General features: G+C 42.0%; 22 protein-coding genes. 10 read left to right on the top strand and 12 right to left on the bottom strand.

Features of this window, described 5'->3' with window-relative positions; translation table 11 throughout:
• Positions 1-6 precede the first annotated feature (6 nt).
• The 4 genes from MHH41_RS05305 to asnB form a co-directional block, all read right to left on the bottom strand.
• The gene (locus MHH41_RS05305) at positions 7-846 is read right to left on the bottom strand and encodes a phytoene/squalene synthase family protein (RefSeq protein ID WP_340865843.1); all 840 of its coding nucleotides are present in this window, start codon (positions 844-846) and stop codon (positions 7-9) included.
• Positions 839-2,314 carry a phytoene desaturase family protein gene (locus MHH41_RS05300; RefSeq protein WP_340865841.1) on the bottom strand — a complete coding sequence of 492 codons (1,476 nt, stop codon included), beginning with the start codon at positions 2,312-2,314 and terminating at the stop codon, positions 839-841. Before MHH41_RS05300 ends, MHH41_RS05305 begins: the two co-directional genes overlap by 8 nt.
• The gene (locus MHH41_RS05295; protein ID WP_137054812.1) at positions 2,311-3,828 is read right to left on the bottom strand and encodes a phytoene desaturase family protein; all 1,518 of its coding nucleotides are present in this window, start codon (positions 3,826-3,828) and stop codon (positions 2,311-2,313) included. The genes MHH41_RS05300 and MHH41_RS05295 overlap by 4 nt, the downstream gene beginning before the upstream one ends.
• A 148-nt stretch (positions 3,829-3,976) precedes the next feature.
• On the bottom strand, positions 3,977-5,818 hold the full coding sequence (asnB, locus tag MHH41_RS05290; protein WP_106029939.1) for an asparagine synthase (glutamine-hydrolyzing): 1,842 nt from the start codon (positions 5,816-5,818) through the stop codon (positions 3,977-3,979).
• A 155-nt stretch (positions 5,819-5,973) separates the two neighbouring features.
• On the opposite strand from asnB, the gene MHH41_RS05285 reads away from it, so the two are divergent.
• A complete protein-coding gene (locus MHH41_RS05285; RefSeq protein WP_340865838.1) occupies positions 5,974-6,501 on the top strand; it encodes a DUF2777 family protein in 528 nt (175 codons plus the stop codon).
• 38 nt (positions 6,502-6,539) lie between these two features.
• Here MHH41_RS05285 and MHH41_RS05280 read toward each other — a convergent pair whose 3' ends face one another.
• From MHH41_RS05280 to cotG, 3 genes are all read right to left on the bottom strand, one after another.
• A complete protein-coding gene (locus tag MHH41_RS05280; RefSeq protein ID WP_003212021.1) occupies positions 6,540-6,908 on the bottom strand; it encodes a YisL family protein in 369 nt (122 codons plus the stop codon).
• A 92-nt stretch (positions 6,909-7,000) separates the two neighbouring features.
• Entirely contained in the window at positions 7,001-7,906 is a 906-nt protein-coding gene (locus tag MHH41_RS05275; RefSeq protein WP_310427153.1) for a fumarylacetoacetate hydrolase family protein, read from the bottom strand.
• 126 nt (positions 7,907-8,032) lie between these two features.
• Positions 8,033-8,596: a spore coat protein CotG gene (gene cotG, locus MHH41_RS05270; RefSeq protein WP_340865837.1), complete on the bottom strand. Its 564-nt coding sequence runs from the start codon at positions 8,594-8,596 to the stop codon at positions 8,033-8,035.
• A gap of 205 nt (positions 8,597-8,801) precedes the next feature.
• Here cotG and MHH41_RS05265 point away from each other — a divergent pair, with 205 nt between their 5' ends.
• From MHH41_RS05265 to MHH41_RS05230, 8 genes are all read left to right on the top strand, one after another.
• Positions 8,802-9,896 (top strand): CotH kinase family protein, encoded by a 1,095-nt coding sequence (locus tag MHH41_RS05265; protein ID WP_340865834.1) that lies wholly within the window; start codon positions 8,802-8,804, stop codon positions 9,894-9,896.
• Between the two features lie 122 nt (positions 9,897-10,018).
• Positions 10,019-10,180 (top strand): aspartyl-phosphate phosphatase Spo0E family protein, encoded by a 162-nt coding sequence (locus MHH41_RS05260; protein WP_012009503.1) that lies wholly within the window; start codon positions 10,019-10,021, stop codon positions 10,178-10,180.
• 127 nt (positions 10,181-10,307) lie between these two features.
• The gene (locus tag MHH41_RS05255; RefSeq protein ID WP_003211745.1) at positions 10,308-10,529 is read left to right on the top strand and encodes a spore germination protein; all 222 of its coding nucleotides are present in this window, start codon (positions 10,308-10,310) and stop codon (positions 10,527-10,529) included.
• 14 nt (positions 10,530-10,543) lie between these two features.
• Complete coding sequence (locus MHH41_RS05250; protein WP_034663458.1) at positions 10,544-10,777, top strand: spore germination protein GerPB; 234 nt, start codon at positions 10,544-10,546, stop codon at positions 10,775-10,777.
• A 31-nt stretch (positions 10,778-10,808) separates the two neighbouring features.
• Positions 10,809-11,423 carry a spore germination protein GerPC gene (locus MHH41_RS05245; protein WP_066031066.1) on the top strand — a complete coding sequence of 205 codons (615 nt, stop codon included), beginning with the start codon at positions 10,809-10,811 and terminating at the stop codon, positions 11,421-11,423.
• Positions 11,420-11,596, top strand: coding sequence for a germination protein GerPD (locus MHH41_RS05240; protein WP_003210893.1), 177 nt, complete (start codon positions 11,420-11,422; stop codon positions 11,594-11,596). Before MHH41_RS05245 ends, MHH41_RS05240 begins: the two co-directional genes overlap by 4 nt.
• Positions 11,596-12,027, top strand: coding sequence for a spore germination protein GerPE (locus MHH41_RS05235; protein ID WP_050945359.1), 432 nt, complete (start codon positions 11,596-11,598; stop codon positions 12,025-12,027). Before MHH41_RS05240 ends, MHH41_RS05235 begins: the two co-directional genes overlap by 1 nt.
• 22 nt (positions 12,028-12,049) lie before the next feature.
• On the top strand, positions 12,050-12,268 hold the full coding sequence (locus MHH41_RS05230) for a spore germination protein (RefSeq protein WP_003211468.1): 219 nt from the start codon (positions 12,050-12,052) through the stop codon (positions 12,266-12,268).
• A 45-nt stretch (positions 12,269-12,313) separates the two neighbouring features.
• Here MHH41_RS05230 and MHH41_RS05225 read toward each other — a convergent pair whose 3' ends face one another.
• From MHH41_RS05225 to addB, 5 genes are read right to left on the bottom strand one after another with little or no spacing between them, the layout of a single operon-like run.
• Positions 12,314-12,613 carry an HNH endonuclease gene (locus MHH41_RS05225; protein WP_113386916.1) on the bottom strand — a complete coding sequence of 100 codons (300 nt, stop codon included), beginning with the start codon at positions 12,611-12,613 and terminating at the stop codon, positions 12,314-12,316.
• Between the two features lie 19 nt (positions 12,614-12,632).
• The gene (locus tag MHH41_RS05220; RefSeq protein ID WP_340865829.1) at positions 12,633-16,028 is read right to left on the bottom strand and encodes an SMC family ATPase; all 3,396 of its coding nucleotides are present in this window, start codon (positions 16,026-16,028) and stop codon (positions 12,633-12,635) included.
• Entirely contained in the window at positions 16,025-17,200 is a 1,176-nt protein-coding gene (gene sbcD, locus MHH41_RS05215; RefSeq protein WP_044139868.1) for an exonuclease subunit SbcD, read from the bottom strand. Before sbcD ends, MHH41_RS05220 begins: the two co-directional genes overlap by 4 nt.
• A 26-nt stretch (positions 17,201-17,226) precedes the next feature.
• Positions 17,227-20,925: a helicase-exonuclease AddAB subunit AddA gene (gene addA / locus MHH41_RS05210; protein ID WP_340865826.1), complete on the bottom strand. Its 3,699-nt coding sequence runs from the start codon at positions 20,923-20,925 to the stop codon at positions 17,227-17,229.
• On the bottom strand, positions 20,903-24,412 hold the full coding sequence (gene addB / locus MHH41_RS05205) for a helicase-exonuclease AddAB subunit AddB (RefSeq protein ID WP_340865825.1): 3,510 nt from the start codon (positions 24,410-24,412) through the stop codon (positions 20,903-20,905). Before addB ends, addA begins: the two co-directional genes overlap by 23 nt.
• Before the next feature lie 165 nt (positions 24,413-24,577).
• On the opposite strand from addB, the gene MHH41_RS05200 reads away from it, so the two are divergent.
• The gene (locus MHH41_RS05200; protein WP_003211961.1) at positions 24,578-25,024 is read left to right on the top strand and encodes a ferritin-like domain-containing protein; all 447 of its coding nucleotides are present in this window, start codon (positions 24,578-24,580) and stop codon (positions 25,022-25,024) included.
• Positions 25,025-25,085 lie beyond the last annotated feature (61 nt).

The raw sequence follows: 25,085 nt of genomic DNA, 5'->3' as shown, positions 1-25,085 counted from the left end.
CCTTTTTTACGTAATATCTTCTAAAATAAGTTCTTTTTCTTGGTTCGAAATAAATGATCGCTGTGTAAACACGCGGTATTCATTTTCTCTTGTTTTATCTAAAATGGCTTTATAAAAGTGAGCAGCTGCTTTCACTGGTATACGTGAATAGAGCGGGAATTCATGAAGATGGTCAAAAAACTCCTCGTAGTATGCCTCTGCCTCAAAGGCAATGTACTCCCATACGTGCTGAAATGCTTGATTGATAATGCCTCCTTGCAATTCTTGCTCTGTATATCCGAATTGATCCATGACTTGCTTTGGCAAATAAATGCGGTCTCTTTCAGCCTTATCCTCGCCAATGTCACGAAGAATATTGGTCAGCTGCATGGCAATCCCTAATGAAATCGCTGCTTCTTTTAGCTGTTCTTTTTTACGCGGTGCAATAATAGGAAGCAGCATAAGTCCAACGGTACTAGCAACATGGTAGGAATAAATGAGCAGTTCATCTAACGTTTCATATCGGTGCTGCTCTAAATCCATCTCCTGACCTTGGAGCAAGTCACGGAACGGGGCTTCATCCATACGAAACTCTTGAAATGTATGTGCTAGCGCCACCCACATCGGATCATTCCGATCTACCTCACCTTGTAAAAATCGATCAAACGTCTCTCGAAAGGAGGCAAGCTCCTCTTTTGGCGAGGGGGACTCATCTACAATATCATCTGCTCTCCGGCAAAAGGAATACACGGCCCAGACGGCCTGTCTTTTCTTTTTAGGCAGCATGGAAAAGGCACGGTAAAACGTTTTAGAATGGGTTTGAATCGTCTCCTCACACAATTTCAATGCTGTTTGTACATCAACCACTTAGCTTCACTTCCTTTCTGTCATTCAAATCTTTTAACAGCACAGACGCCATCAGCTTCGCACTTTGCATCACGATCGGCACTCCGCCACCAGGATGGATGGAAGCACCTACCGCATAAAGATTATCGGTCTCAGCTGCCTTCACTTGCGGGCGGAACACACCTGATTGAAATAAGTTAGGCGCAAGTCCAAAGCTGCCACCTTCAAACAATCCTTCTCGCAAGGAATCATTTGGTGTTCTGATTTTTTTCCAGACAATCGACTCTCGCAATCTTGGAAAGCCTCTTTTCTCAAGACGATCGACCATTTTCTCTACAAAATCTGTCTCCTCTTCCCAGTTGATATGATCTCCTGAGGGAACGGGAATCAGCATATATAAAACACTACAGCCTTCCGGGGCAAGAGATGGATCAATGATCGATGGATTAAATGTATAAAACGACGGATCTTGAGGGATCGTCTTCGTTTGAAAAACCTCTTTCATATGCTGATCAAAGTGTTCGCCCATAAAGAATTGATGCACAGGCGCATCATGGTACATTTTGTTTAACCCGAGATACACCATTACACAGCCAGAGGACGGCACGTATTTTCGCCGATCTTGTTCGTCTAAACCAAGCTGTTTTAACGCAGCTGGATAATCTCCGTTGATGACAAAGGCATCAGCTGCTATATGGGCGTCACTGACTTTTGCTTTAACCACGCGCTTCCCATCAAACTCTAGCTCCGTGACTTCGACATTTTTTCTCACATGCACACCCATTTTCATGAGCTGCCCTTCCAATATATCTACTAAACTCGCATAGCCGCCTTTTAAATAGTAGATTCCATGTGCGTGCTCACTATATGAAACAAGCGAATATATAGCAGATGCTTCATATGGATTTCCTCCGACATAGAGGGTTTGAAGTGCATATGCATCTCGCAGGCGTTCGTCTGAGAAATACTTTTTCAGGGCACTTTGAACCGTGCGATACGCCTTTAATTTCATTAAAATTTTCATGTTTGCTTTTGTAAAAAATGTACGCTTTTCATGAAATGATTTCTCTAGAAAAGCTTGTTGTCCTTCTTGAAACCGGTCTGTCATTTCTTCCATAAACCTTAGGAATCCTTGATCTTCCTTTGGAAATACACGTCTGATTTCCTCTAGCTGACGAAGTGCATCAGAGTACTTCGTGTAGGAGGTTCCATCTTGAAATTGAATCGTATACAGCGGATCAAGCTGCAAAAGATCAAGAGATGCTTCGTCAATTCCTACCTCATGTAAAATACCTTTTAACATATCTGGAAGTAGGACAATGGTCGGACCTTCATCTACTTTATATCCTTTCTCACGTACAAAAGCAAGCCTTCCGCCAAGTCGCTCATTTTTTTCGACAAGCATGACATCATGTCCCGCTTTTTTTAAATAAAGTGCTGAGATCATCCCGCCAATACCGCCACCTGCAATCAATATATGTTTTGTCATGAGGCGCTCCCCTTTTCTTGTTGCGGCAATGTTTTGTGCGTATGTTTCTCTTTTGAAAGAATCGCATTTGTCGTGATGCGTGCTGATTCTAAAATGGTCGGCAGTCCGCTTCCTGGGTGCGTTCCTCCTCCTACGAGCCAGCAATGATCCAATTCATCAAATTCATTGTGCGGCCTTAGAACCATCATCTGCGTCAGCTGGTGACCAAGGTTAAATGTGGCTCCTTCGTATACGTAAAGGTCTTCCTCCCATTGCTTCGGTGTGATCATCCGTTCGACTTCTATATGCTGCCTTACATTCTTAAAACCGGTTTTTCGCTCCAGTGTATTCAGTACAAGTTCTCTGAATTCATCTTGATGCGCTTCCCAGTCAATGCCGCTTTGATTGTTGGCAACAGGTGCCAATACATAAAGAGCTGACTTTCCTTTTGGCGCAAGTGAGTCATCTGTGACACTAGCATTTTGAATATAAATAGATGGATCATCTGGCAGCTCATATGTTTTCGTAATGCCTTTGACGAATTGCGCATAATCATCGGAAAATACGATGGTATGATGCGGCTCCTCATATATGGTATCTAATCCTAAATAAAGCATAAAGGTGGAGCATGAGAATTTTTTCTTTTTTAATTTTTTCTCGCTATATTTCTTTAAAAGTCCTGGCTCTACAAGCTTTGTCATCACATGTGCAAAGTCTCCATTTACGACAACCTCATCTGCCTGTATTTCTTCCCCAGATTCTAAGCGAATGCCTTTTACCTTCCTGCCTTCTGTCAGCAGTTTTTCGACGCCGGCTGACAGATGAATCGTTGCTCCAGCTTCAACCGCCGCTTTTGCCATCGCTTCTGACAGCTGATTGACCCCGCCCTTCGGATGGAACACACCTGTGTCATGCTCCATAAATGATAGAATGGAGAAAGCACCAGGGCACTCCCACGGTGACATACCTAAATACTTTGATTGAAATGTAAACGCATATTTCACTGATTCATTTGAGAAATAATCTGACAGCACATCATATAAACTCTTATTCAATGAAAGCTGCGGAAGTGCTTTGAGCACCTTTGGACGCAAATAATGATGAAAACGATCCATTTTACTTTGTAAAATAGGTGTAAGCCGATCCATTTTTCGCTTCGTATCGTTCATAAATCGAATATACCCTTCGCCCTCTCCAGTTGCAAAGGCTTCTAACCGTCTATACATTTCATCACGATCTCGTATCATATCTAGCTGATCGTCTTGAAAAATCAATCTATACATTTCTTTTAATTCGATCACATCAATATAGTCATAAAGATTTTTACCAGCAAAGGTGAACAGCTCCTCTGCAATATGAATCATGCTGAGAAAGGTAGGACCCGTATCAAACGTGAAATCACCCAGTTGAAACTTAGCGTTTCGTCCGCCGATAAAGGGCTGCTTTTCGTATACATGAACGTCATGTCCTTTGCTTTGAAGCATCATAGCTGCCGCAAGTCCCCCTGGTCCTGCTCCGATCACAATGATTTTCATTATCCTTTTTCCTCCAAATTAATTCACTTTAAGTTAATTATACAAATTAGAAAGATTAGATCAACTTTCGATGTGCTCTATTCGTCTCATGTTATGTATCAAAAAAAGCCGGCTTCCCTTCAACAAATGTAAGAAAGCCGACCCTTTATTACGCTTCTATATCAATTCGATACGTTTCAAACCAATGATGAATTTGCGCCAGATGAGCGATTAATTGCGGGCCCTTCATGAGCTGGCCATACCAAGGCACTTGAAAGGAAGCTCCTTCCGTTTCAATCAGCTGCTTTAATTGATTCGGATCTAGAAATTCGTGAAGGACAGAATCTTTTTGCGCAAGGCAGTCTGTTAACATCTCTTTTACAGCCTGAGTATAGGCTGGATGATGTGTTTTCGGGTAAGGACTCTTCTTGCGATAAAGCACTTCATTCGGTAAAATTCCCTCTAATGCTTTCCGTAAAACCCCTTTTTCACGATTTCCATGCATTTTCATTTCCCAAGGAATATTCCATACATATTCGACAAGACGATGGTCCGCAAATGGTACACGTACCTCAAGACTCGCCCCCATACTCATTCGGTCTTTTCGATCTAGCAGCGTTGTCATAAACCAGACCATATTTAGGTAAAAAAGTTCTCTCCGGGCTTTATCTACTCCAGTTTCTCCATCTAAAAGAGGCGTTTCAGCCACGGTTTCTTCATATTTGCTTTGTGCATATTCTTTTAGTGACAGCTTCTTTTGCCACGAGTCTTGTAAGAGCTGCGTTCTAGCTTCCGTCGATCTCATCCAAGGAAAACCATTCGTTTCATTTGCCGAATGAAACCAAGGATAGCCTCCAAAAATTTCATCCGCACATTCACCTGACAAACCAACCACAAAGTCCTTTTTAATTTCTCGGCAGAACCAAAGCAAGGAAGAATCAATATCTGCCATACCCGGTAAGTCTCGGACCTCAACCGCTTCCTTTAAATAAGCAGCCAGCTCCTTTTGTCCAATGATGCAGCTGTGATGATTCGTTTGAAACGCCTTGGTCATGTGGTCAATCCATGGACCGTCCGCATTTGGCTGGAATTGACTTGCTTCAAAGAATTGATCATTCCCTTCGTAGTCAACCGAATACGTATGAAGCGGTGCTTTCCCTATTTTCTCAAAGTGCTTAGCGGCAATGGCGGTAATGGCACTCGAATCAACGCCCCCCGATAAAAATGTACAAACAGGCACATCAGAGACGAGCTGCCTTGTGACGGCATCTGTAAAGAGATCCTTGACGTGCTGTGCTGTGTCATCGAGCGAGTCCGTATGCGCCTTGCTTTTGACATTCCAGTATCTCCACACACGCAATCCGTTTTTTGAAAAGGTCAAGGCATGAGCAGGTCTCAGCTCTTTTACCCCTTTAAACACTCCTTGCCCTGGTGTTCTAGACGGTCCTAAACCAAAAATCTCCGATAATCCCTCATGATCGACTTTTGCTTTCATATCAGGGTGAGCAAGAAGCGCTTTGATTTCTGAACCAAATAAAAAGGAATGATGACGTTCTGTATAGAAAAATGGCTTGACGCCGAGCCGGTCTCTCCCTGCAAATAATAATTCACGCTCACTATCCCAAATCGCAAATGCAAAAATACCATTAAAATGGGTCACACACTCTTCCTTCCATTCTGTGTAGGCGTGAAGAAGTACCTCTGTATCAGAATGCCCAAGAAAGCGGTGGCCCCTTTTTAACAATTCTTTTCTTATATCCTCTGTGTTATAAAGCTCTCCATTGTATACAACGGTATAAGCATGGTTTTGATGTGTATATGTCATCGGCTGTTTTCCGCCTTCTACATCTACAACCGCTAATCTTTTATGCCCAAATAGAACGTGCTCACTTTTCCACGTATTTGTATCGTCTGGCCCTCTTTTAGATAATGTATCTGTCATTTGATTGATTACATGGTCCTGTTGGATGAGCTGCTTTTTAAAGTCTGCCCAGCCTGTTATTCCACACATCATCATCAGCTCCCATCCGTTTTTCCTCAAGTGTTCTCATTCAGCCTTTCTTAGTTTATGCATCGTCTCCTTGATAGTTGATTTGTCCTTTTTTCTCGGGCGTATAGGACAAGCATGATTTGGTAAGAAAAGAAAGAGGAAAGGAGCGTCTGCAAATGGAAAAACGAATGAAGCAGCTTGAACGCTGCAGCCGAAGATGGTGCAGCGGGTATTTACTCATTGAAAATGGGCATTGTCTGATTGAAGATGAAGAAGGAGAACTCATGCTGCCAGAAAGTCTTCAAAGTACGATGATCTGTTTGAAGGAAAATGATAGGTGGATAAAAGGAGAACTGCTCGGTTCCATGATCCTTCATGAAAATGGACAGCTGTTAGAAGTACAAGGCGGTGAAGAAATTCAATATACATCATCACTTGCCAAAGGCTTGCTTGACCTTCTCATGTTTGTTTCTGAAAACGTCTTTTATGAAATCACTGCACAGATAGAACAGCTTGGCTTTTCCGTCTATGATTGTGTTTTCTCCTCCTTTTATTCTTTTCAACGAGTTTCTTTCTTTCAGTTTTCGACAGATACACAATCACTTGCCCTTCAATGTCACCACGACTCCGCCGCAGGTCAAATTCGTTTTGAATGGACCACTTCTGACGGTCACCGGTCGGTTTCGCAATTTGAAGGCATATAAAAAGGACAGTGCTTCGTATAAGCAATGTCCTTTTTCTGTTAAAAGATATGAAAACCAATCGGCAGACGTAAACCGAGAAGAATGGTCACAATCGCGAGTACGATAAAACCAATCAATACACCAGTCACCGATTTTCCTTTTTTCTTGCGTACAAGAACCATTTCCATGAAGCCGATCACAAGGATACCGAAAATCATTTTACCGATATACTCGCCACCGAAACCTGGAATCTTCATTCCTGTGCGAACATACAGCTCTACGCCTGTGGCGATAATGATCAAGTACAATAGTCTGACAATCATGTGCACAATTTTAGCACCTTTGTCGTTTTTACCTGCTAGAGCAAAGGCCACGAAGAATAAAATAATTCCTAGCACCCATGCTGTAATATGTAAATGCGTTCCCATCTGTTATTTCCCCCTTTATCAGAACAATTACCTTCTCATCGTACCACGAAATAAGTCGAACACAAAACGACAATCCTGTGTCATCTCACTCTTTATTTGACGCGATTTGATAGCGTCCCAATCGGTTCAATCGTGATGTCGATTCGATCCCCTGAAGCTAAAAATTTTGGCGGTTCAAAGCCTTTGCCAACCCCAGAAGGTGTTCCCGTTGCAATGATGTCACCAGCTTCTAGTGTCATCCCTTTTGAAAGAGTAGACACAATGTTCTCGATGGAGAAAATCATTAATTCTGTACTTGCAGACTGGCGAACCTCTCCGTTAACCTTTGTTTCCACATGGAGCGCGCCGTGATCCTCGATCACAGACTTATGCACAATATAAGGTCCTATCGGGCAAGTTGTATCTAAGCTTTTCCCTATAAAAAATTGTTTGTGTTTTTTCTGTAAATCTCTTGCCGTTACGTCATTTAAAATGGTGTAACCAAATAGATAATCATGGACTTCTTCAGGTGCAATATTCTTCCCTGATTTGCCCATCACGATCGCAAGCTCTCCTTCATAATCCAGTTCACTCGTCACATCTTCATGAAGGAGGATATCCGCTTCATGTCCAACGACTGAAGTAGGTGCCTTTGTAAAGATCATCACATCTTTAGGAATATCGGCTACACTTCCCATCTCCATGACATGATCTTGATAATTCTTTCCAACACACATAATGTTTTTAGCTGGCTTTGGAATCGGCGCATAGAGTTTCACGTCCGACAGCGGATAAACATAAGAACCGCGATCCTCTTCTTTTTTCTCAGCCCAGTCAAGGAGCTGTTTGACATGCTCAACAAACTTGTCCCCCATATGAATACATTCAGCTAAAGAGTTCGGCAGTGTCTCTAGCTCGAATAATTTGGCTTCTGCCTTTTTGACGTCCATGACCCATTCATCATCAATGACTACCCCAATAAACATCCTGCTATGTATCTCACCTGTAAAAAACTTCATGTCTTCCCCTCACAATCTTCATTTCGCTAAGTGGTGATGTCTCATTTTATTTCTCTATGAAATAAAAAAAACCCTTTTTTATCATACTCTCTTTTAAAAAGGGTTTCAAAAAAGATGATCTGATGTTTAGCGGTAGCGGCGATACTCCCACATGTTCCCTTGATCCCATTTGCGATCAACATTTCCTCTGCTGCGGAAATGATGCTTTTTCTTTCCACATCTTTTGCAAGAGTGGCTGCGGCGCGACTTGTGGCTCTTCTTATGATGGGATCTGTGCTTGCTGCGATGTGACTTGCGGCAGCTTTTCTTATGATGCGATCTGCATTTGCTGCGGTGCGACTTGCGGCAGCTTTTCTTATGATGCGATCTGTGTTTGCTGCGACATGACTTTTTCGGTTCGCTCTTTTTGCTTCTGCAAGATTTCTTGCTTTTATTTGACTTTTTACTCTTCATGCTTTTCTTCGAGCGATAACTTTTCTTGGAACGATAGCTTCTGTAGCTTTTTTTACTGTGGCATGATTTACGGCGTCCACCACCGCCAAAGAACCAATGACCGCGACTTGAATGACGAGAACGAGCTGACTTATGCGAACGTCTCGATTCTGGTTCACGATCTAAGTGATGATCACGCCCCTCACTTTTAAGTGAATCCACTGCATGTTCAATATGTGAATGATCAAATGTGCTCACGAACGATTCCCCTCCCAGTCTATACTTTGACAAAACAAACAGATCAAGCTGTTTATCTTCCCTGCTTTATGTTACGAGACTTGGTAGACAAGTGTTCTTGGCGGATGCCCCTTTCTTTTAAAACTCCATGAATACCTAACAAACGGGTACAGGACATTCCTTCATTTTCATATCGTAAAGAAGAGCAAAGGAGGAGGATGAACACATGACCACAGAACCTTTAAAGCAAATGGATATTTGGATTCATCCAAAGGACCTGATTGAATTAAGAAAAGACATATGGAACGACGAACCTGTTGAGGGCATTTTGAAAACTGGCCAGATCAAATCACACATTTATGCTTCATACCGGGGGTCTCATATTAGGAAACTTAAGAAAAAGTCCTATCAAATTGAATATCGAAAGCCAAAGCAAAGACAAGGCGAATCCATCTTTCATTTAAATGCGGAGTACAATGACCCTTCGTTTATCCGAAACAGGCTGTCCTTTTATTTCTTTGAGCAAATGGGCGTGCTAAGCCCTGCAGCGTCTCATGTGTTTCTCACTATAAACGGAAGAAAAGAAGGCATTTATTTAAAAATAGAATCCGTCGATGAGCACTTTTTTCAGAAAAGAGAGCTTTCAGGAGGCGGCATTTATTATGCAGTCGATGACGACGCCAACTTTTCCCTTTTGAGTTCATTTGATAAAAAGCCAAAAAAACACCTTCTCCTCGGGTACGAGAAAAAAACAGGGACTTCTCAACATGATCAGCAGCTAAGTGAATTTATTTACTTTCTCAACACAGCGAAAGATGACATATTTGCAGAAAAGATTGAGCATTACCTAGATGTGACCCAGTATTTCCGCTGGCTCATTGGTGTTGTGTGCACACAAAACTTTGACGGCTTTGTCCATAACTACGCTCTTTATGTGAATGAACAAGGCAGATTCCAAGTGCTTCCTTGGGATTATGATGCGACATGGGGCCGTGACATTCATGGAGAAGAAATGGCGTTTGATTATATTCCAGTAAGCGGCTTTAATACTTTAACTGCTAGATTACTAGATATCCCTTCGTTTAAGAGAGCCTATTACACGCTTTTCCAGCACGTACTCGATACACATTTTTTAGAAGACCGGCTTTGTCCAATTATTGAAAAATGGCATGCTTCTATTGAAAACCGAATCGGAGATGATCCTTATACGAGAAATAGAAAAGACATCCTACAATCAGAACGAGAGGTCATCCGGCAGTATATCAACAAAAGACGACGTTATTTACAGGCTGAAATAAGAAAAGAGAGAGATCGCACGTAAGGACGCTTTCGAATTTTGTCACTTTATTACTCATATTGACGAAACAACTTTTTTTATAGAAAAATAGGGTATACTAACCATATCCTTCTATTTGATAAAAAATGTGAGAGTTGGCGTCCGTTATGATCAATTATGAAATTGAACAAAAAAGATTACATTTAATTGAGACCGCAAAAAAATTCGGGATGAATGCCGAAGAAACCATCAGGTGCAGTCAAGAGCTTGACACACTCTTAAATAAAGGCATCAAATATACCTCGAATGAATGCTCTAAAAAAGGGTAAACCATACACCTCATTCCTCTCATCAAAAGCTTTCAAAAAGACAATCACACATTAAAAGACACATCATAAGCTATGGTGAAACGCCCAAAAACAAAGTGCCTTATTTTTATAAAGGATGTGCACCGCTATGCCGGCTATTGTTGGAGCCTTTAAAGTAAATGCCGTCGGAACGAGCGGAGTCGTTCATGTTGGAGACTGCATCACCATTTCTCCAAATAGTCAGGTTAAAACGTTTGCTGGCGCAGGCAGCTTTAACACTGGTGATCAATTGCGCATTAGCAACTATAAAAGTGTGACCAATACGTACGACAGTGATGTCATTGATCAACCGCTTGTTGGTAACTTGTAAGGAGTGAGAATCCGTTGAACTTCTATATTAATCAAGCGATACAAATTAATTATTTGCGTGTAGAGTCTGTCAGTAACTCCTCTGTGCTGCAAATTGGGAGCGCTGGTTCAATTAAAGCTCTTTCTAATCTGTATAACACGGGCAGCTACGTAGAAGCAGCACCTGCCGCAGCAGGCACTCAAGGAATTGAAGAATCCCAAGGCGCAAGCACAACACCTTTTGTACCGCTTCAGTCACCAACAACTTAAGTTCATCTGCAATCCCCGGAGGTGTATGTCAATGTATGATTATCAAAGCAACGCTTCACAAGTGCATGGCATCATTCAAAAGCAAACTCAACAAATCATGATGCTTGAAAAAAGGCTTAACGAGCTTCAGCAGGAAATGCAAATGATCAAGGATAAACCGACAACGACGATTGAACGGATTGATTATCAATTTGATCAGCTGAAAATCGAGCGGCTGGAAGGTACGCTGAATATCGGGCTCAATCCATCTGATCCAAACAGTGTTCAAAACTTTGAAGTGGGCCAAACAACAACCCCGGGCATTGGAATGATGCAGCAAGAAATGGCTGATCAATTTTTCAATCAAACACGCCAGCTTGTCGACGCATTCTTAAACGAAGAAGCGCCAGAACTTCTTGAAGAGCTGGAGCAGCGATATGAAGGGTCTCTTGATGAAAGCAACAAGCACCACATCATTGAGGACATCCGAAAGCAAATTGACAGCAGAATCAAATACTATGCAGGACAGCTCCCGCACCGGGAAGATATGACTCCGCTGCAGCGTTCAGAGCAAATTGCTGAATATGTGAAGCATGATGTTAAACGAGCGATTGAGCACTTCTTAGCCCATATTCCAAATGAAACGAAAGGAGAGGAAAACGGATGAATTTCACAGTCGTCAACCGCAACATCGAGACCGGAAGCATTAAAGTAGTTGGGGTTTCGTCCTCTTCCCTATTTATCATCGGGGACACAGATCATGTACAATTATCCTCCATTTTTGATACACCGCCAGAATCTTTGATCATTGGCCCGTTTGTTCCTCTGGCACCTCGATAATGATTAAGCGCACATCTCAAGTGAAGTTCTCGAAGGTGAATTCTGTCGGGATTTCGAGTGTCGTTCAAATTGGTGATACACAGGAGCTATGCCCGAAGGTCAAGGTGTTAGCTGTTCAACGGACGCTTAGTTTGTTTTATGGCTATGAAGCAGAAAACTTAAATGCGAAAGAATTTGAAGTATATTTTGAGCCGATTCCATTGATGCTGCCAGAACGATCAGTTAGAACGGCTTTTTACCATGAAAAGCCTGTGATTAAAGTTTCTTCGATACATGTAGAAGGGGTATCATCGTCCTCTGTCTATCAAATCGGCTCTACTTGTAGAATGAATGCCGTTGCGCGAGTGAAGCATATTCGAGAGTTATTTAGCAACGACGAAAGTCCGCCAAACTCACAAGTGGACCTACCTGCGCATATGATGGTGATATGACTTCGAATAAAGGATGTCGATTATGCCAGCAATTGTCGGACCCATTTACATTAACTCTATTTCTGGAGGCGTCGTAAACGTCGGTGACTCATTTTACCTTTCACCTAAAAGTTCGTCAAAATCTGCTTTAGGCTCTGGAGCGGGGAATACCGGAGATTTCTTGATCTTAAATAATGGCATTAGCGCCACCAACTATGTGGATCCTGACTTAAATGATCAGAATATGGTAGGCAATGCATAAAGCAGCTCCTCTACAGTCATTTCATGAGAGGAGCGCTTTTTATGCTTATTTTTTTCTACGTTGTCTCGATTTTTTTGTTTTAACCAGCTTGCTTGCCGGCTGTTTTCGAATCCATTTGATGTACGAAGCAAGCTTTTCATCCTGCCTTAGTGCATCAAGTGTGTTCAAGCGCACGGCTAGCTCCTGGTTTGTAAAGAGGGCATGCACTTGTTTATGGCAGGGGATACACAGGAAGGTAGTCGGTAAAAAAGCCCCACCTTCTTCTCTTGGTGTTAAGTGGTGTTCTGTGAGCAGGACATGTTGTCTTCCGCAGAGCTCACATAATCCAATGGTTTGCTTTGCCACCCTGTCATCACCTCAACATTTACATTAATTCCATTGAGACCGTTGTCCCTTTCCCGCTTGGATCTGCTGGATGAACAATCAGTTTCTTCGGTAGTCTCATTTTCAATTCTTCCACGTGGCTAATAACACCAACTGCTAAATTGTGAGACTGTAGCTTTTCTAATGCGGTAATGACCGTATCAAGCAAGTCTTGATCGAGCGTACCGAATCCTTCATCAAGGAAAAAGAATTGCAGTGGGAATTCACCTCTCAGCTGAATTTGTGCAGAAAGAGCAAGGGCAAGCGCCAGTGATGTCAAGAAGGTTTCCCCGCCGGACAAGCTGGACACAGGACGCCTAACACCGCCATTTGCATCATCTCGCATAACAAAGCCGCCTTCTGAGTCGACCTCAATCGCATATCTTTGTCTCGTCAACATACCTAAGCGGGCGGATGCATCACGACTGACACTTTCCAGCTGTTCTTCTGCTAAAAATTCAACAAACGTATTCCCTTTAAAAACAGTTTGCAGTTTATCAAGGCGATCAATTTCTTCCTGCAGTGCTTCCAATCGTTCGTGAATACTTGCAAAGCGCTGATGATTCTCTTCAATCACACGCAGGTGTTCATGTGCGGACCCACTCATTGCTGTCGCTTCTTCCAATGCTTTTTCAGCTGCAGCTTTTCTGTGCTGAATGTCCGTCCACTGCTTTTCATCCAGTGACTCTTCTTTCAGTAATTCAGAAATTCGCTTTAAGTTTGCGGCACATTCCTTTCTTTTATCCTCAAACTCCTCAATTTCCTGTTTGACCGATTGACGTACTGGCTGTTCCATTGAAACAGACTCAATTTCCTGCGGCATATGAAAAGGAGAAGATTCTGCTTGTTTTTCCCATGCTGCTTCTGCTTCATGTTTTCGCCTGTTCGCCTCTTGAAGCTGACGCTCACTGCTTGAAAAATGACTTTGCGCTTCACTAAACAACTGCTGCGCGTGCTGCAATTGCTTGTACGATTGCTGCTCTTTTTCATTAAGAAGAGAAAGGGTGTGTTCAACCTCTATAAGTTCATCAGAAATAGAGGCAGCTTTTAATGGATATCGGCCTAAATCTGTTTCATATTGTTGGATAAGCTGCTGCTGACTTTCTAACTGATGCGCTAGTTTATCAAGTTCTTTCTCGACATTGTATATCACTGTCTGCAGCTGCTCTTTTGCTAGCTGTTTTTCTTCCAAAAACGTAATGCTTTTCTCAATACGTTCTTTATAGCCTTCCGCTTGTTGGTCCTTTTCATCGATTTGCTTTTGCATTTCTTGTACTTGATTCAATGTAAGATGCGGGAAGGTCTGTTCAAATTGAGTCGTTTGCTCTGAAAGCTCAGCATCAAACTCTTTGATCAGCACCTCTAATTCTTCGATGCGCTGCTGTTCAAAAGTCATTTGCTCTTTTATCTTGCTCATCTCTGCTACTTGATCATGCGTTTCATCCATTAAACGAGCTCGTTTATGTTCAACTTCTTGAGTATCCTGTTTTATGCCTTTCCATTCTTGCACCAGACCCTGCAAAGACTGCGAATTTTGTACCGTTTCTACTGCTGCAGCGACTTCCGCTCCAGGGGCTTTCTGAGATAAGAAAGCGAATTGCTTCACTAATTGATTGGCATGCGTTTCAAGAAGCTGCTTTGCGGCATACATGTCTCTCCCATAATCCTCTGCCTGCTTGAGCTCTTTGTCCATCCGTTGAATGACTTCATCGACTTGTGCCACGGTTTCTTCATGGTCATTGGATTGCAAAGCCTTTGGATCATGATGAATCGACCCACAAACCGGACATGGCTCACCATCTACTAGCTCTGCCGCTAATTCTTTTCTTAATTCTGCCGCCCTTACCGCATCTCGCTGCTTTAATTTTTCGAGTTTCTGTTGTTGTTCTTTTTGACTCCATTCTGTCAGAGCTCGTTCGAGTTCACATACATAAAAATAGAGGTGTTCAATTGCTTGAAACGATTGGTCTATTTTTTCATAATGGTCGTTTTGCTGCTTTTGAAGCTTTTCATATGCTTCTGAAGTCTGTGAGGCTCGCTTGTTGAGCTCCTCCAGCTTTTGCTTTTCCTTTTGAATACTAAGGTTTATTCTTTCAACATTTTCACTTAAACGTAAAGCATCCTGTACACTTTTGCGTTCTTTCACTGAAACTTGTAACTGCTCCAGCTCATTTTTCAGCTGTGTTTGTTTCGTTAGTGCACGCTCTAATAGAGATTGGAGATTCTCCGCTTCTTTCTTCTTTTGAAGGAGCTGCTGCGCTTTTTCATTTTTTTGGCGCTCTATGCTCGTCTTTTCCTGAAAAGCTGCCTCTTTTTTACGTTCAATTTCTTTTAGCTGAATCAGCTGTTCTTTCTTTTGGAGAAGGTCTGGCTCTGTCTCTATTTTCTTTTGCCGGGCTTGCTCATACTCCCGCGCCATTTGATCATAGATCGTTCGTTGATGCAGCAGCTGCTTTTCTGCTTCCTGTTTCTCTTTCGATGCTTGAGAAAGCTGTTTTTCAGCCTTTGTCAATGCATCCGCATAGGGCTTTAGCGTCTCTGCCTGCTCTGCGATATGGAGCTTCGTCTTTTTCTCTTCTATTGATGGTGCCAGTAAATTCAGCTTGTTTTGTTCAGTCTCGTAAGCTTCTTGTTCCTTTTGATACTGCCAGATCGCTTGCGCCTTTGTAAAAGCAGTGAACGCTTCGTCCCGCGCTTGTTTTTTCTCATGAAAAATAGCCTTTGCCTGCTCAGCTACTTCCTTTGCTTTTGCCAGCGCCTCTGGACCAGCTTCTCCTAAACCATTCAGTTCAGCTAGCAGTTCATTTTTTTGCCCATAATGCTTTTGAGCCTTTGCACGCAATCGCTTGACGAGTTGATCTCCATATTTCTCCAAGTTAAACAACCGCTGAAGCATTTGACGTCTGTCTGCCCCTTTGAGGGAGAGAAATTCTGCAAACTTCCCTTGAGGTAAGACAACCGCACGGGTAAAGTCATCAATGGTTAATCCGAGTAGTTCTTCTACTTTACGATTCACCTCACTCGCTTTATCTGCGAGAACTGTCTGCGTATCACCGATTTCAATTAGGCGGCATAATGTCGTTCTGACTTTCATTTCATCCGCTCGTTTGAAAGCACGTTCAACTTTATAAGAAATGTGGTGTTCCTTTTGCAAAGCAAATGTAAAGGAAACCGACAGCTTTTCTTCCGCTTGGTTCAAAATACCATGTGTATTATTTAACGCACGCTCCACTTTGCCATAGAGTGCCAGTGTCATGGCGTCTAATATGGACGACTTTCCACTTCCTGTCGGTCCAAATATGCCAAACACACCCGCATCACATAATGAGCTAAAGTCAATTATTTGTTCTTCTCTGAAGCTATGAAGTCCTTTAATGGTCAGCGTAATCGGCTTCAAGTCGCTTCCTCCTCTTGCATATCATTGGCTAGCTCTAAAAACAGTTTGACTGTTTTTTCATCAGGCAGACCGCCACCTGTCTGGCGCTCATAAAACTTCACGAACCTCTCTTCGATCGAGAGTTTTTCCACTTGCTTTTGCTCTTCTATTTGCTGTAGTTCTTTGAACTTTGGACGAATGTGAACAAACCCACTATGCTGCTTTCGGAGCTGATGAATCTCTTCAATAGAGAGCTGATCTGTTAAATGAATCTCTAGATCAATCCATGCCTGAAGATCCCGTTTTTCATCCAGCCACTCGTACACTTGACTCAGTCCCTCAGTCGCCTTCCATTTCATAAGTGGTTTTCCGCTTGATAGAAACACTTCTTTCCAGCTCGCTTTTTCATTCGGTTTTGCCTCTACAATTGTGACTGATTTGGCGTAACCTGATTCAGAAAAGCTATAAGCAAGAGGTGATCCAGAATAACGAGCAATCGTTTTGGCACGTTTGATCGTTTGCGGCCTGTGCAAATGACCAAGTGCAACATAGCAAGCGGATTCTGGCAGGCTTTCAGCCGCAACAGTATATGCGCCGCCTACTTCAATCGGTCTTTCTGAATCTGTTTGACTCCCCCCTGCCACATAAATGTGGCTTGTTGCCATATTGACCGTATCCGGTTGAAATTGATTACTTAAATGTTGAAACGCTTGTTGAATCTTTAAATTGTAATGATCACGAAGCAATTTCTCTTCAAATGTTTCAGCTAGCACCTCATTTAGTCTCGCCTCAGACGGATAAGCGAGTGCTGCAATGGATAAACGTTCATCCGCAGAAGGAACATCGACACGGATGATGTCATTTGTCGGATATCCAATTAAATGAATCCCTTGATCATTTGTTAAAGGTGATGCGGCTGATAAACGATCCGGATTATCGTGGTTGCCTGAAATGACCACTACCTGGCGTTTTCCTTTATCAGATAAGGCAGATAGACTTTCATAAAAAAGCTGCTCTGCTCTAGCAGGCGGATTCACAGTATCAAAGGCATCACCGGCCATCACAATGACATCAATGTGTTCGTCTTTCACGATTTGATACAGTTCATCTAAAAACTGTGCTTGCTCATCAAGCCGGCTTCGACCTTCAAGGGTTTTCCCTAAATGCCAATCCGCTGTATGCAGAATCCTCATGTGATTCACCTCTCATTCCGATACATTTATAAAGAAATTTCTAAATTTCCATCGAAGAAATAGAGAATTTTCTCCTCTAATGTTCTGTTTGTCAAACGCTCTACAGCTTTTGCATATAAGGCTATTTGGGTATCATAACGCTTTTTCAAGATCGGTTCAGCAGCGTCAACTGTATATCTGCCTTGTACTCTATCAGTTTTATAATCTAGTAAATATAGCTTTCCATCTGTTTCAAATAAACAGTCAATCATCCCCTGAATCAGAACAGGCTCTCCCTCAGTATCAATATGACTGTATACCTCTTTAACAGGTAACACCATACTAAATGACACCTCTCGTTTTACCCAGTCCGCTTTTAGCAGTTTTTGACCAATTGAAGTAGAGAAGAAAGAAGCAATTCCTTCTTGATTAATTGATTGGATCTGCTCATCTGTTAGCAAGTCTCGCTGCTGTAAGGATTCGAGCAGGTGTCCTATACGTGATTCATCATAGGGCTCCTCAGAAGGAAGCGGGATATGCTGCATCACTGTATGCATTGCGGTGCCTTGTTCTGCGGCAGTGAGTGTTTTTTTCTTCATGAAAGCTGGCCGGTCATACAATGTTGCACGAGCTTTTCGAATAGAAGAAGGAACACTGTACTCATCCTGTATTTCTTTCATTCTTTTTATCTCGGAAACAGACTGCTTTGTGCCGACTTGCGAGGCCGCTAGATACGGATATTTCCATGAGAGTCTCTCTGCCACCTTCTCATCAGCATCACCATATCCTTCAACAGGTAGACCATCGATCAATGCTTGTACAATCTCGTCTTGCTCCTTTTTTTCAAGTGACATATCTTCCTTTAAAAGATCAGAAGCTTGCGTAAATGAGATAGTAAATGTAGACGGATGCGAAAGAACAATATCTCCTGTTTCTTCTAAAACAGATGACATCGCTTGATGACGGATAAGGGCAGGGCCAATGAAATCTAAGTATGTTTTCGATTGATACCGTTCAAAATCAGGGAGCAGCCACTCTTCTCCGGTTGCGGCATTTTGCCATTTGCTTAATGCTTTCACCTGATTTTTGACAGAGCCGACCAGAAATAATTTTTCTTTAGCCCTTGTGAGCGCTACATATAGGACCCTTAATTCTTCAGATAATAACTCTTTTCTCATCTTTTTTTTCATCGCCACAAGCGGTAATGTCGCATAACTAATTCTCAGCTCAGGATGGATGTACTTGCTTCCAAAGCCTAGTTCTTTATCAAGTAAATAGGGCTGGTTTAAGTCCATCATATTAAAGTTTCTGCCGAGCCCTGCGGTAAAGACGACTGGAAATTCTAATCCTTTACTGCTATGGATCGTCATCATACGCACAACGTCCTCTGTTTCACTGAACGTTTTTGCTGCACCAAGATCATCCCCACGCTCCTGCATTCTTTCAATAAAACGAAGGAATCGGAATAGCCCTCTAAAGGCAGCTTTTTCGTATTGCTTAGCCCGGTCATAAAGGGCACGAAGATTTGCCTGTCGCTGCTTACCTCCAGGCATTCCGCCAACATAATCAAGATACTGCGTATCACGGTAGACTTCCCAAATTAATTCTGCCACCGAATGATTGATAGAAAAATCACGCCACTTGCGCAGTAATTGGAAAAATCGCTCTAGTTTTTTGCATGTAGGGTGATCAGAATGCGTCACACTCATGAATGCCTTTACAGCATCATAATACGTGCCTTTTTTATCACTCGTTCGAATCAGAGCCAATTCATTTTCGTCTAAATGAACAATAGGTGATCTTAAAACAGCAGCAAGCGGGATATCCTGATATGGATTATCGATGACTTTTAACAATGAAAGAATGACAGACACCTCTGTTGCTTCAAAATAACCAGAGGAAAGATTCGCATATACAGGGATTCCCTGCTTCTTTAATTCCTCCATCATTTGCGGAGCCCAAGGCATAGACCGAAGCAAAATGACAATGTCACGATACTGCAAATTACGGGTCATTTGCTGCTTTGCATCGTACACTTGAAATGGCTGCTCCACTAATTCTTTTATTTTTTTAGCAATGATTCTCGCTTCAAATTGGACGGTCTCGAGCTCTTCTCGCTCTTCGCCGGTTTCTGCTTCCTGCTGATCTAAGTGGACAAGAAGCATTTCTGTCGTTGTATCTTTGCTTTCTGGATAACTCGCTCCAAGCTTTAATTCAGCTTGTTCATCATATTCAATTTCTCCCACTGTTTCCCCCATCAGCTGCTTGAACAAAAAGTTCGTACTATCTAAAACATCTGAACGGCTGCGGAAGTTTTTATTTAAATCGATTCTCTTCCCTGTTTCTTTGCCGTCTGGTTGAAAGTGTTTATATTTGTTTAAAAAGAGCATAGGCTCTGCCAGCCTAAAACGATAAATAGACTGCTTTACATCACCAACCATAAACAGATTGCCCTCTGCAGAATGTTTCCCCTTAGATACAAGCTTTAAAATCGTTTCTTGTACAAGGTTTGTATCCTGGTATTCATCAACGAGCACTTCTTCAAACTGCTGTTGATAGTATTTGGCAGCTTCTGTTTCGATCAAATGTCCTTCTGCATCCTGCTCCGCTAAAATGCGTAAGCAATAGTGCTCTAAATCCGAAAAGTCGACAATTGACTTTTCCTGCTTCGCTCTTTCGAAACGCTCACCAAATTGGATCACAAGCTCTACAAGCGTCTCCACAACTGGCTTCATTTCAGCTAAGCTTTTTAAATGTTGGGCAGGACTGCGCATGAAGTATTCATCTTTTAGTTTTTCTAATTGTTTTTTTGCTTGATTACGTGCATCTGTGGATTTTTCTAAGAGAGCAGGGTCATATTCGTCCCCTTTGCACGTTTTGAGCCTTTTAAAATTGACGTTCGGCAAAAGCTCATAAAGCTTCTCAAAATCATCTTGATGACGGATTAATTCATTGACTTGCTCTAAATCATCTATAAAATTCTCTGCTCTCGGTGCTGGGCCGCCCGGTTCTTTTGATAGCGAAAGAGCTCGTTCAAGCAGCTCCTGGCAGCTCCGGAGAACGAGAGAAAGATCTTCTTTGATATATGGATAAAACGGTAATTCTTCTACTTTTGTTTGAGCATCTACATCATAAAGTGAAAGAAATGCCCGCATCCATTGCTCCGGAGAAGGATGAGATCTCGAAAACTCATAAATTCTCTTCACGAGCCATTGCAAATCTAAGTCGTGACGGTCAGATGTATAACGATCAACCAATTCAAAGAATGATGGCTTTCCAGCCTTATATTCATCCTCAAACAGTTCGTCTAACACTTCATCTCCTAATAATTCTCCTTCTGTTTGGTCAGCCAAACGAAAGCCTGGATCAAGATCAATTTCATAGTAAAAGGTGCGCAAAACCTGCAAGCAAAAGGAGTGCAAGGTTGAAATATTGGCTCGATTCATGAGGGACAGCTGCCTTCTCATATGAAGAGACCCAGGGTTTTTGGCTAATTCTTTTTCAAGTGCTTCTGTGATCCGATGCTTCATCTCTGCCGCAGAAGCATTTGTGAAAGTCACAACGAGCAGACGATCCACATCAACTGGATGTTCAGGCCGGGTCATTTTTCGAATCAGGCGTTCAACCAAAACAGCTGTTTTACCTGACCCTGCCGCCGCCGCAACCAAGATATCTTGTCCTTCTGAAACGATGGCTTCCCACTGGTCATCCGTCCACGTACTGTTATTCGGTTTTGGTATTTGCATACTGATCCCCTTCTTTTTTGATCCGTTCTATCACAACATCATCCTTTTCAGAGGTGAGCACCCTAAAATCATTATCTTCTATTGATTCATCGAATTGGCAAATAGACTTGAATGAACAAAAGCGGCAAGGTGTTTGATCCTTTAATTTATATGGATTAATTGCGACCTCTCCATTTGTAATTCTTTCGCCTGCTTCTTCAAATGTGCGCCGAACGTGTTGTGTGAGTATATGGAAATGATCCTCACTTAAAACTGCCGAATCAGAACGGAAAGACCCATCCTTTTTCAAACCGGCTTGAATGACTTGCGATCTACCTGAATCAAGCGTTTGATCCATTAGCTTTACTGCTTCCACATCTTCAAGCAATAAACCCTTCATTTTAAATTTCTTGAAGATTTCCTGCTCAATTTCATCCTCTGCAAGTGGAATCGGTGCTTGAATGAGCGGATCATGAATATGGAAATATAAAATGCCAGCAGGCGTTGCTTCTACGCCGAGCCACTCTTTCGAATACGTAATGGTTAGGTCTAAGTATGTGAGCATTTGCAAGGCAAGACCATAGTATACTTCTGCTAGGTCAAGACCTTTCTCACTGGATTTGTAATCGACGATTCTTAAAAGCAGCCCTTTTGAACCTTCTGCCTTATCTACCCTGTCAATCCTTCCGACAAGCTCCATCGTGCAGCCATTCTTTAATTGAAAAGTAAACGGCGGCAAAGGCCCTTGACCTCCAAAACCTAACTCAAGCCCTACCGGAGAAAATCCACTCAATTTGGCATGTTCACTTAATATAGAAGAGACTCGAATCAAGATTTTCTGAAGCTTTTCTTTAATATAAGCATGTCGATTAGAGCTTAATAGAATCTCCTTTTGAAGACGCGGAGCAAGCTGTTCGATTGCATGTCTTGAATAGGTGACACAATCTTCCTTCGTTAGGTTTTTCCAATCCTTTTTTTGTTCAACTAGCGTATCTGAAATATGCTTCAAAGCCGAGTGAAACAATTGGCCGATATCGGGTGCTTCCAATTTGTAAAATTGTCGATCCTTTAGTTTTAAACCGTGGGAAGCAAAGTGAGAGAATGCACACGCATTGAACTTCTCCATTCTTGAAACACTGCCCTGAATATGGTCACCGTAAAGCTCTTTTGTGACATTAGGCTTTAATGGCTTCGCTCGATTTGTAAAGAACAAGCTTGACATGATGTTTTTTGATACATCCCGATGAGGAGATGTCATTAAGTAGTTATAGACACTCCACCATACACCGCTGATGGGATATTGATTGAGCCATTGCTGCAGCTGTGAGATGGTATACGACAACGAAACATGCTCATTCGCTACAAATTTTAATTGCTCATCGTCTTCCAGTTGTTCTGGATCTAACACATAAAGAGCCTGTTGATGATTTGGCATAAGCTCTTGGCAATACTTGATGAGTGTCGAAGGCAATAGAGAACGTCCTTCTGCATCAGAAGCCGCATAGGATAGATACAAATGACGGGATGGACTTGATAACGCTTGGTAAATTAAAAATTGCTCATCTAGCAGCCGTTCTTTTCCTGTCTCTGCTAGCTCTGCTCCTGCTCGTTTTAACCATTCTCGGTCATCCTCAGACAATACACTCTCATCAGAGGGACGTGCGGGAATAACGCCATCATTTACACCAATGATAAACGTACACTTCACTTGATACATTCTGGATAAATCCATACTTCCAATAAATACTTGGTCGAGTGAAGGCGGAATCAAAGCGAATTTTAGAGAAGCTAACCCTGTATCTATCATCTGTTGGAATAAGGGAAATGAGAGCTCTTCGTCACCTAGCATGTCAACAAATTCATCCATTAATTGAATCACCGCATCCCATACTTGCCCGTGCTGCATTGCTTCAGCTAATCGACCTGCTTCTTCAGCCTCAAGCCTCGCTTTTTCAAGCTTATCTGGTACTTGTATCTCTTCTAAAAAGACATAGACAGCCTCTACCATGTCCCTTACCTTTTGCGCTTTTTTGAGCCTTTTCTGCAACTGGTAAAGCGGGGGCGCGATCCATTCTTTGACGTCATTTAGCATTTGTTCCATTTCAATTTCTTGATCTGTTTGTCCGAAATCCTCATCTAAAGATTGGAAACGCCTGTAATGAAACCGGGAACCGTTTGTCCAGCGCTCTCCTTTTACACCATAAGCAATGCAATAGTTTTCAAGCTGATCTGCCTGCTCTCTCGCTTTGTTCTTAGTGATTTCAAGCGGAAATAAGAACTCTGTTTTCACGCAGCGAAATACCGATTCATACCGCCAATTTCCTTTTATGACATCCAAGCTCGAACGAATTAATTCAATGAGCGGATGATACTGCATCGATTCATTTCCATCAATAAAAAAAGGAATATCGTAATCTCGAAAAACCTCTTTTAACGTATCTTTATAGTCATCTACATGCCGCGCTACAATCGAGATATCTCGCAGTCTGAGTCCTTTTTCTCTCACTAAATCAAGGATATCTCTCGCTACTCCCTCAATTTCAGCTCGTTTATTTGCACTTTTAGACACTGTGAGATGAGGGGTGTTTTCCTGATATGGCTGAACGGGTCGCTGCTCATATTGGTGTTCTAAATAAGCAAGATCTGGTGTATAAAGGTGCCGATGATTTCTTTCAAAAATATTTTCAGAAATGTCAGCTCCGCACTCTTTAGCAAGCTGATAGAGCTGGAAATACGTTTTACCTGTCATACGAAATAAATCAAGTTCATTTGGCTGCCTATCATGATAGGATCGATCTACGGTGAAAGCCGCAGTTATTTTTGCTGCATGCAGCAAGAGCTGTTCAATGACAAGAAGCTGCTGCGGTGTAAATTGATAAAAACCATCTATATAGATGTATGCTCCTTTTATTTCTTCAGCTGAAGGAATTTGCTGGGAAAGAAGAGTCAAATAGTCTTCTGAGTGCACATATTCATCTTGTAAATGCTGCTCCATCTGCTGATAAAGAACATGGAGATCATGCAATTTTTCGGCTGCCCGTCTTTCTTCTGTATACTCTGAATGCATGCTAGACGCTGAAATCTTCTCAATATCCTCTGGCAGCATACAGTATCTTTTGAATTCAGCCATCGTTTTTTCGATTTGCTCCACAAACCCCGGCTTATCACTCGCTTTTTTGAATACTTTAAACTTGTCTTTCTGCTCTTCAATCACTTTTCTTAAAAGCATTTGAATTCCTGTGCTTGTCACAAATTGCCGATTCGCTCCACCAGTCTGCTGTAAAATCGACCAAGCAAGACGAGTGAAACTAAATACTTTAGCTCTGATCATTCCACCAGCTTCAGACGTTTTCGCAAGCTCATATTCCATTAAAAATGTCATTTGATCCGGGACTAAAAAAATGATTGGCGGACCCAACGGATCAAGCCGAAGCTGTTCTTTGATTTCCTCTAAGATTGCAGTCGTTTTTCCACTCCCCGATCTGCCTGCTAAAAACTGAATCTCCACGTTCCACAACACCTTTCTTATGTACTCATATTCTAGCGAAAATAAAGGTAAATAGCTATTTTCCGATCACGTTCCCATTATCCTTTCTGAAAAAAGACATAGGCACCTTTCCTCACTCTTTTCATATCATAAACCATCATGAACTAAAAGGAGGCTGGCAATATCATGTATTACGGTTACTATGACTACTCGCCTTATGACATGCGCCAAAACACAAGGATCATTTCAGACCTTGAGAAAGCGATCAATGGTGAGTATTCTGCGATCCAATGCTACGAAAAACTTGCCCAAAAGGCAAAAAATCCTGAAGCAAAGAAGATCATTCAAGAAATACGCCAGGATGAAGTCAGACACTATCAACTATTTTCAAAGCTATATTATTCTTTAACAGGGAAAAACCACAAACCAAGCGTAACAGAACCTTGTCCAGACCAATTCAGAGAAGGACTTATGTTTGCCTTTAAAGATGAACAAAAAACGGTCGATTTTTACTTAAGCGTATCAGACTATGTCCGGGATCAAGGAACAAAAGAGCTAATGAAACGTATCGCTCAAGATGAGCAGCAGCATGCTGTATGGTTTTTATATCTTTTAACGCACCATGTATCATAGATAGTCCTATTTTAATAGGAGATCGTATGTTCCGTCAAAAAATGAAATCGATTTTTCGTTC

It is taken from the genome of Bacillus sp. FSL K6-1145 (genome assembly GCF_038003425.1).
In the GTDB taxonomy this organism is placed as follows: domain Bacteria; phylum Bacillota; class Bacilli; order Bacillales; family Bacillaceae; genus Bacillus; species Bacillus pumilus.
The sequence above is the reverse complement of the archived record's forward strand: the minus strand, read 5'-3'. Positions and strand labels throughout refer to the sequence as shown.

Excerpts from the sequence above, each read along its gene's own strand:
- MHH41_RS05300 (WP_340865841.1), bottom strand. The coding sequence starts at position 2,314 with ATGACAAAACATATATTGATTGCAGGTGGCGGTATTGGCGGGATGATC.
- MHH41_RS05295 (WP_137054812.1), bottom strand. The coding sequence starts at position 3,828 with ATGAAAATCATTGTGATCGGAGCAGGACCAGGGGGACTTGCGGCAGCT.
- asnB (WP_106029939.1), bottom strand. The coding sequence starts at position 5,818 with ATGTGTGGAATAACAGGCTGGGCAGACTTTAAAAAGCAGCTCATCCAA.
- MHH41_RS05285 (WP_340865838.1), top strand. The coding sequence starts at position 5,974 with ATGGAAAAACGAATGAAGCAGCTTGAACGCTGCAGCCGAAGATGGTGC.
- MHH41_RS05280 (WP_003212021.1), bottom strand. The coding sequence starts at position 6,908 with ATGGGAACGCATTTACATATTACAGCATGGGTGCTAGGAATTATTTTA.
- MHH41_RS05275 (WP_310427153.1), bottom strand. The coding sequence starts at position 7,906 with ATGAAGTTTTTTACAGGTGAGATACATAGCAGGATGTTTATTGGGGTA.
- MHH41_RS05265 (WP_340865834.1), top strand. The coding sequence starts at position 8,802 with ATGACCACAGAACCTTTAAAGCAAATGGATATTTGGATTCATCCAAAG.
- MHH41_RS05260 (WP_012009503.1), top strand. The coding sequence starts at position 10,019 with ATGATCAATTATGAAATTGAACAAAAAAGATTACATTTAATTGAGACC.
- MHH41_RS05255 (WP_003211745.1), top strand. The coding sequence starts at position 10,308 with ATGCCGGCTATTGTTGGAGCCTTTAAAGTAAATGCCGTCGGAACGAGC.
- MHH41_RS05245 (WP_066031066.1), top strand. The coding sequence starts at position 10,809 with ATGTATGATTATCAAAGCAACGCTTCACAAGTGCATGGCATCATTCAA.
- MHH41_RS05240 (WP_003210893.1), top strand. The coding sequence starts at position 11,420 with ATGAATTTCACAGTCGTCAACCGCAACATCGAGACCGGAAGCATTAAA.
- MHH41_RS05235 (WP_050945359.1), top strand. The coding sequence starts at position 11,596 with ATGATTAAGCGCACATCTCAAGTGAAGTTCTCGAAGGTGAATTCTGTC.
- MHH41_RS05230 (WP_003211468.1), top strand. The coding sequence starts at position 12,050 with ATGCCAGCAATTGTCGGACCCATTTACATTAACTCTATTTCTGGAGGC.
- sbcD (WP_044139868.1), bottom strand. The coding sequence starts at position 17,200 with ATGAGGATTCTGCATACAGCGGATTGGCATTTAGGGAAAACCCTTGAA.
- addA (WP_340865826.1), bottom strand. The coding sequence starts at position 20,925 with ATGCAAATACCAAAACCGAATAACAGTACGTGGACGGATGACCAGTGG.
- MHH41_RS05200 (WP_003211961.1), top strand. The coding sequence starts at position 24,578 with ATGTATTACGGTTACTATGACTACTCGCCTTATGACATGCGCCAAAAC.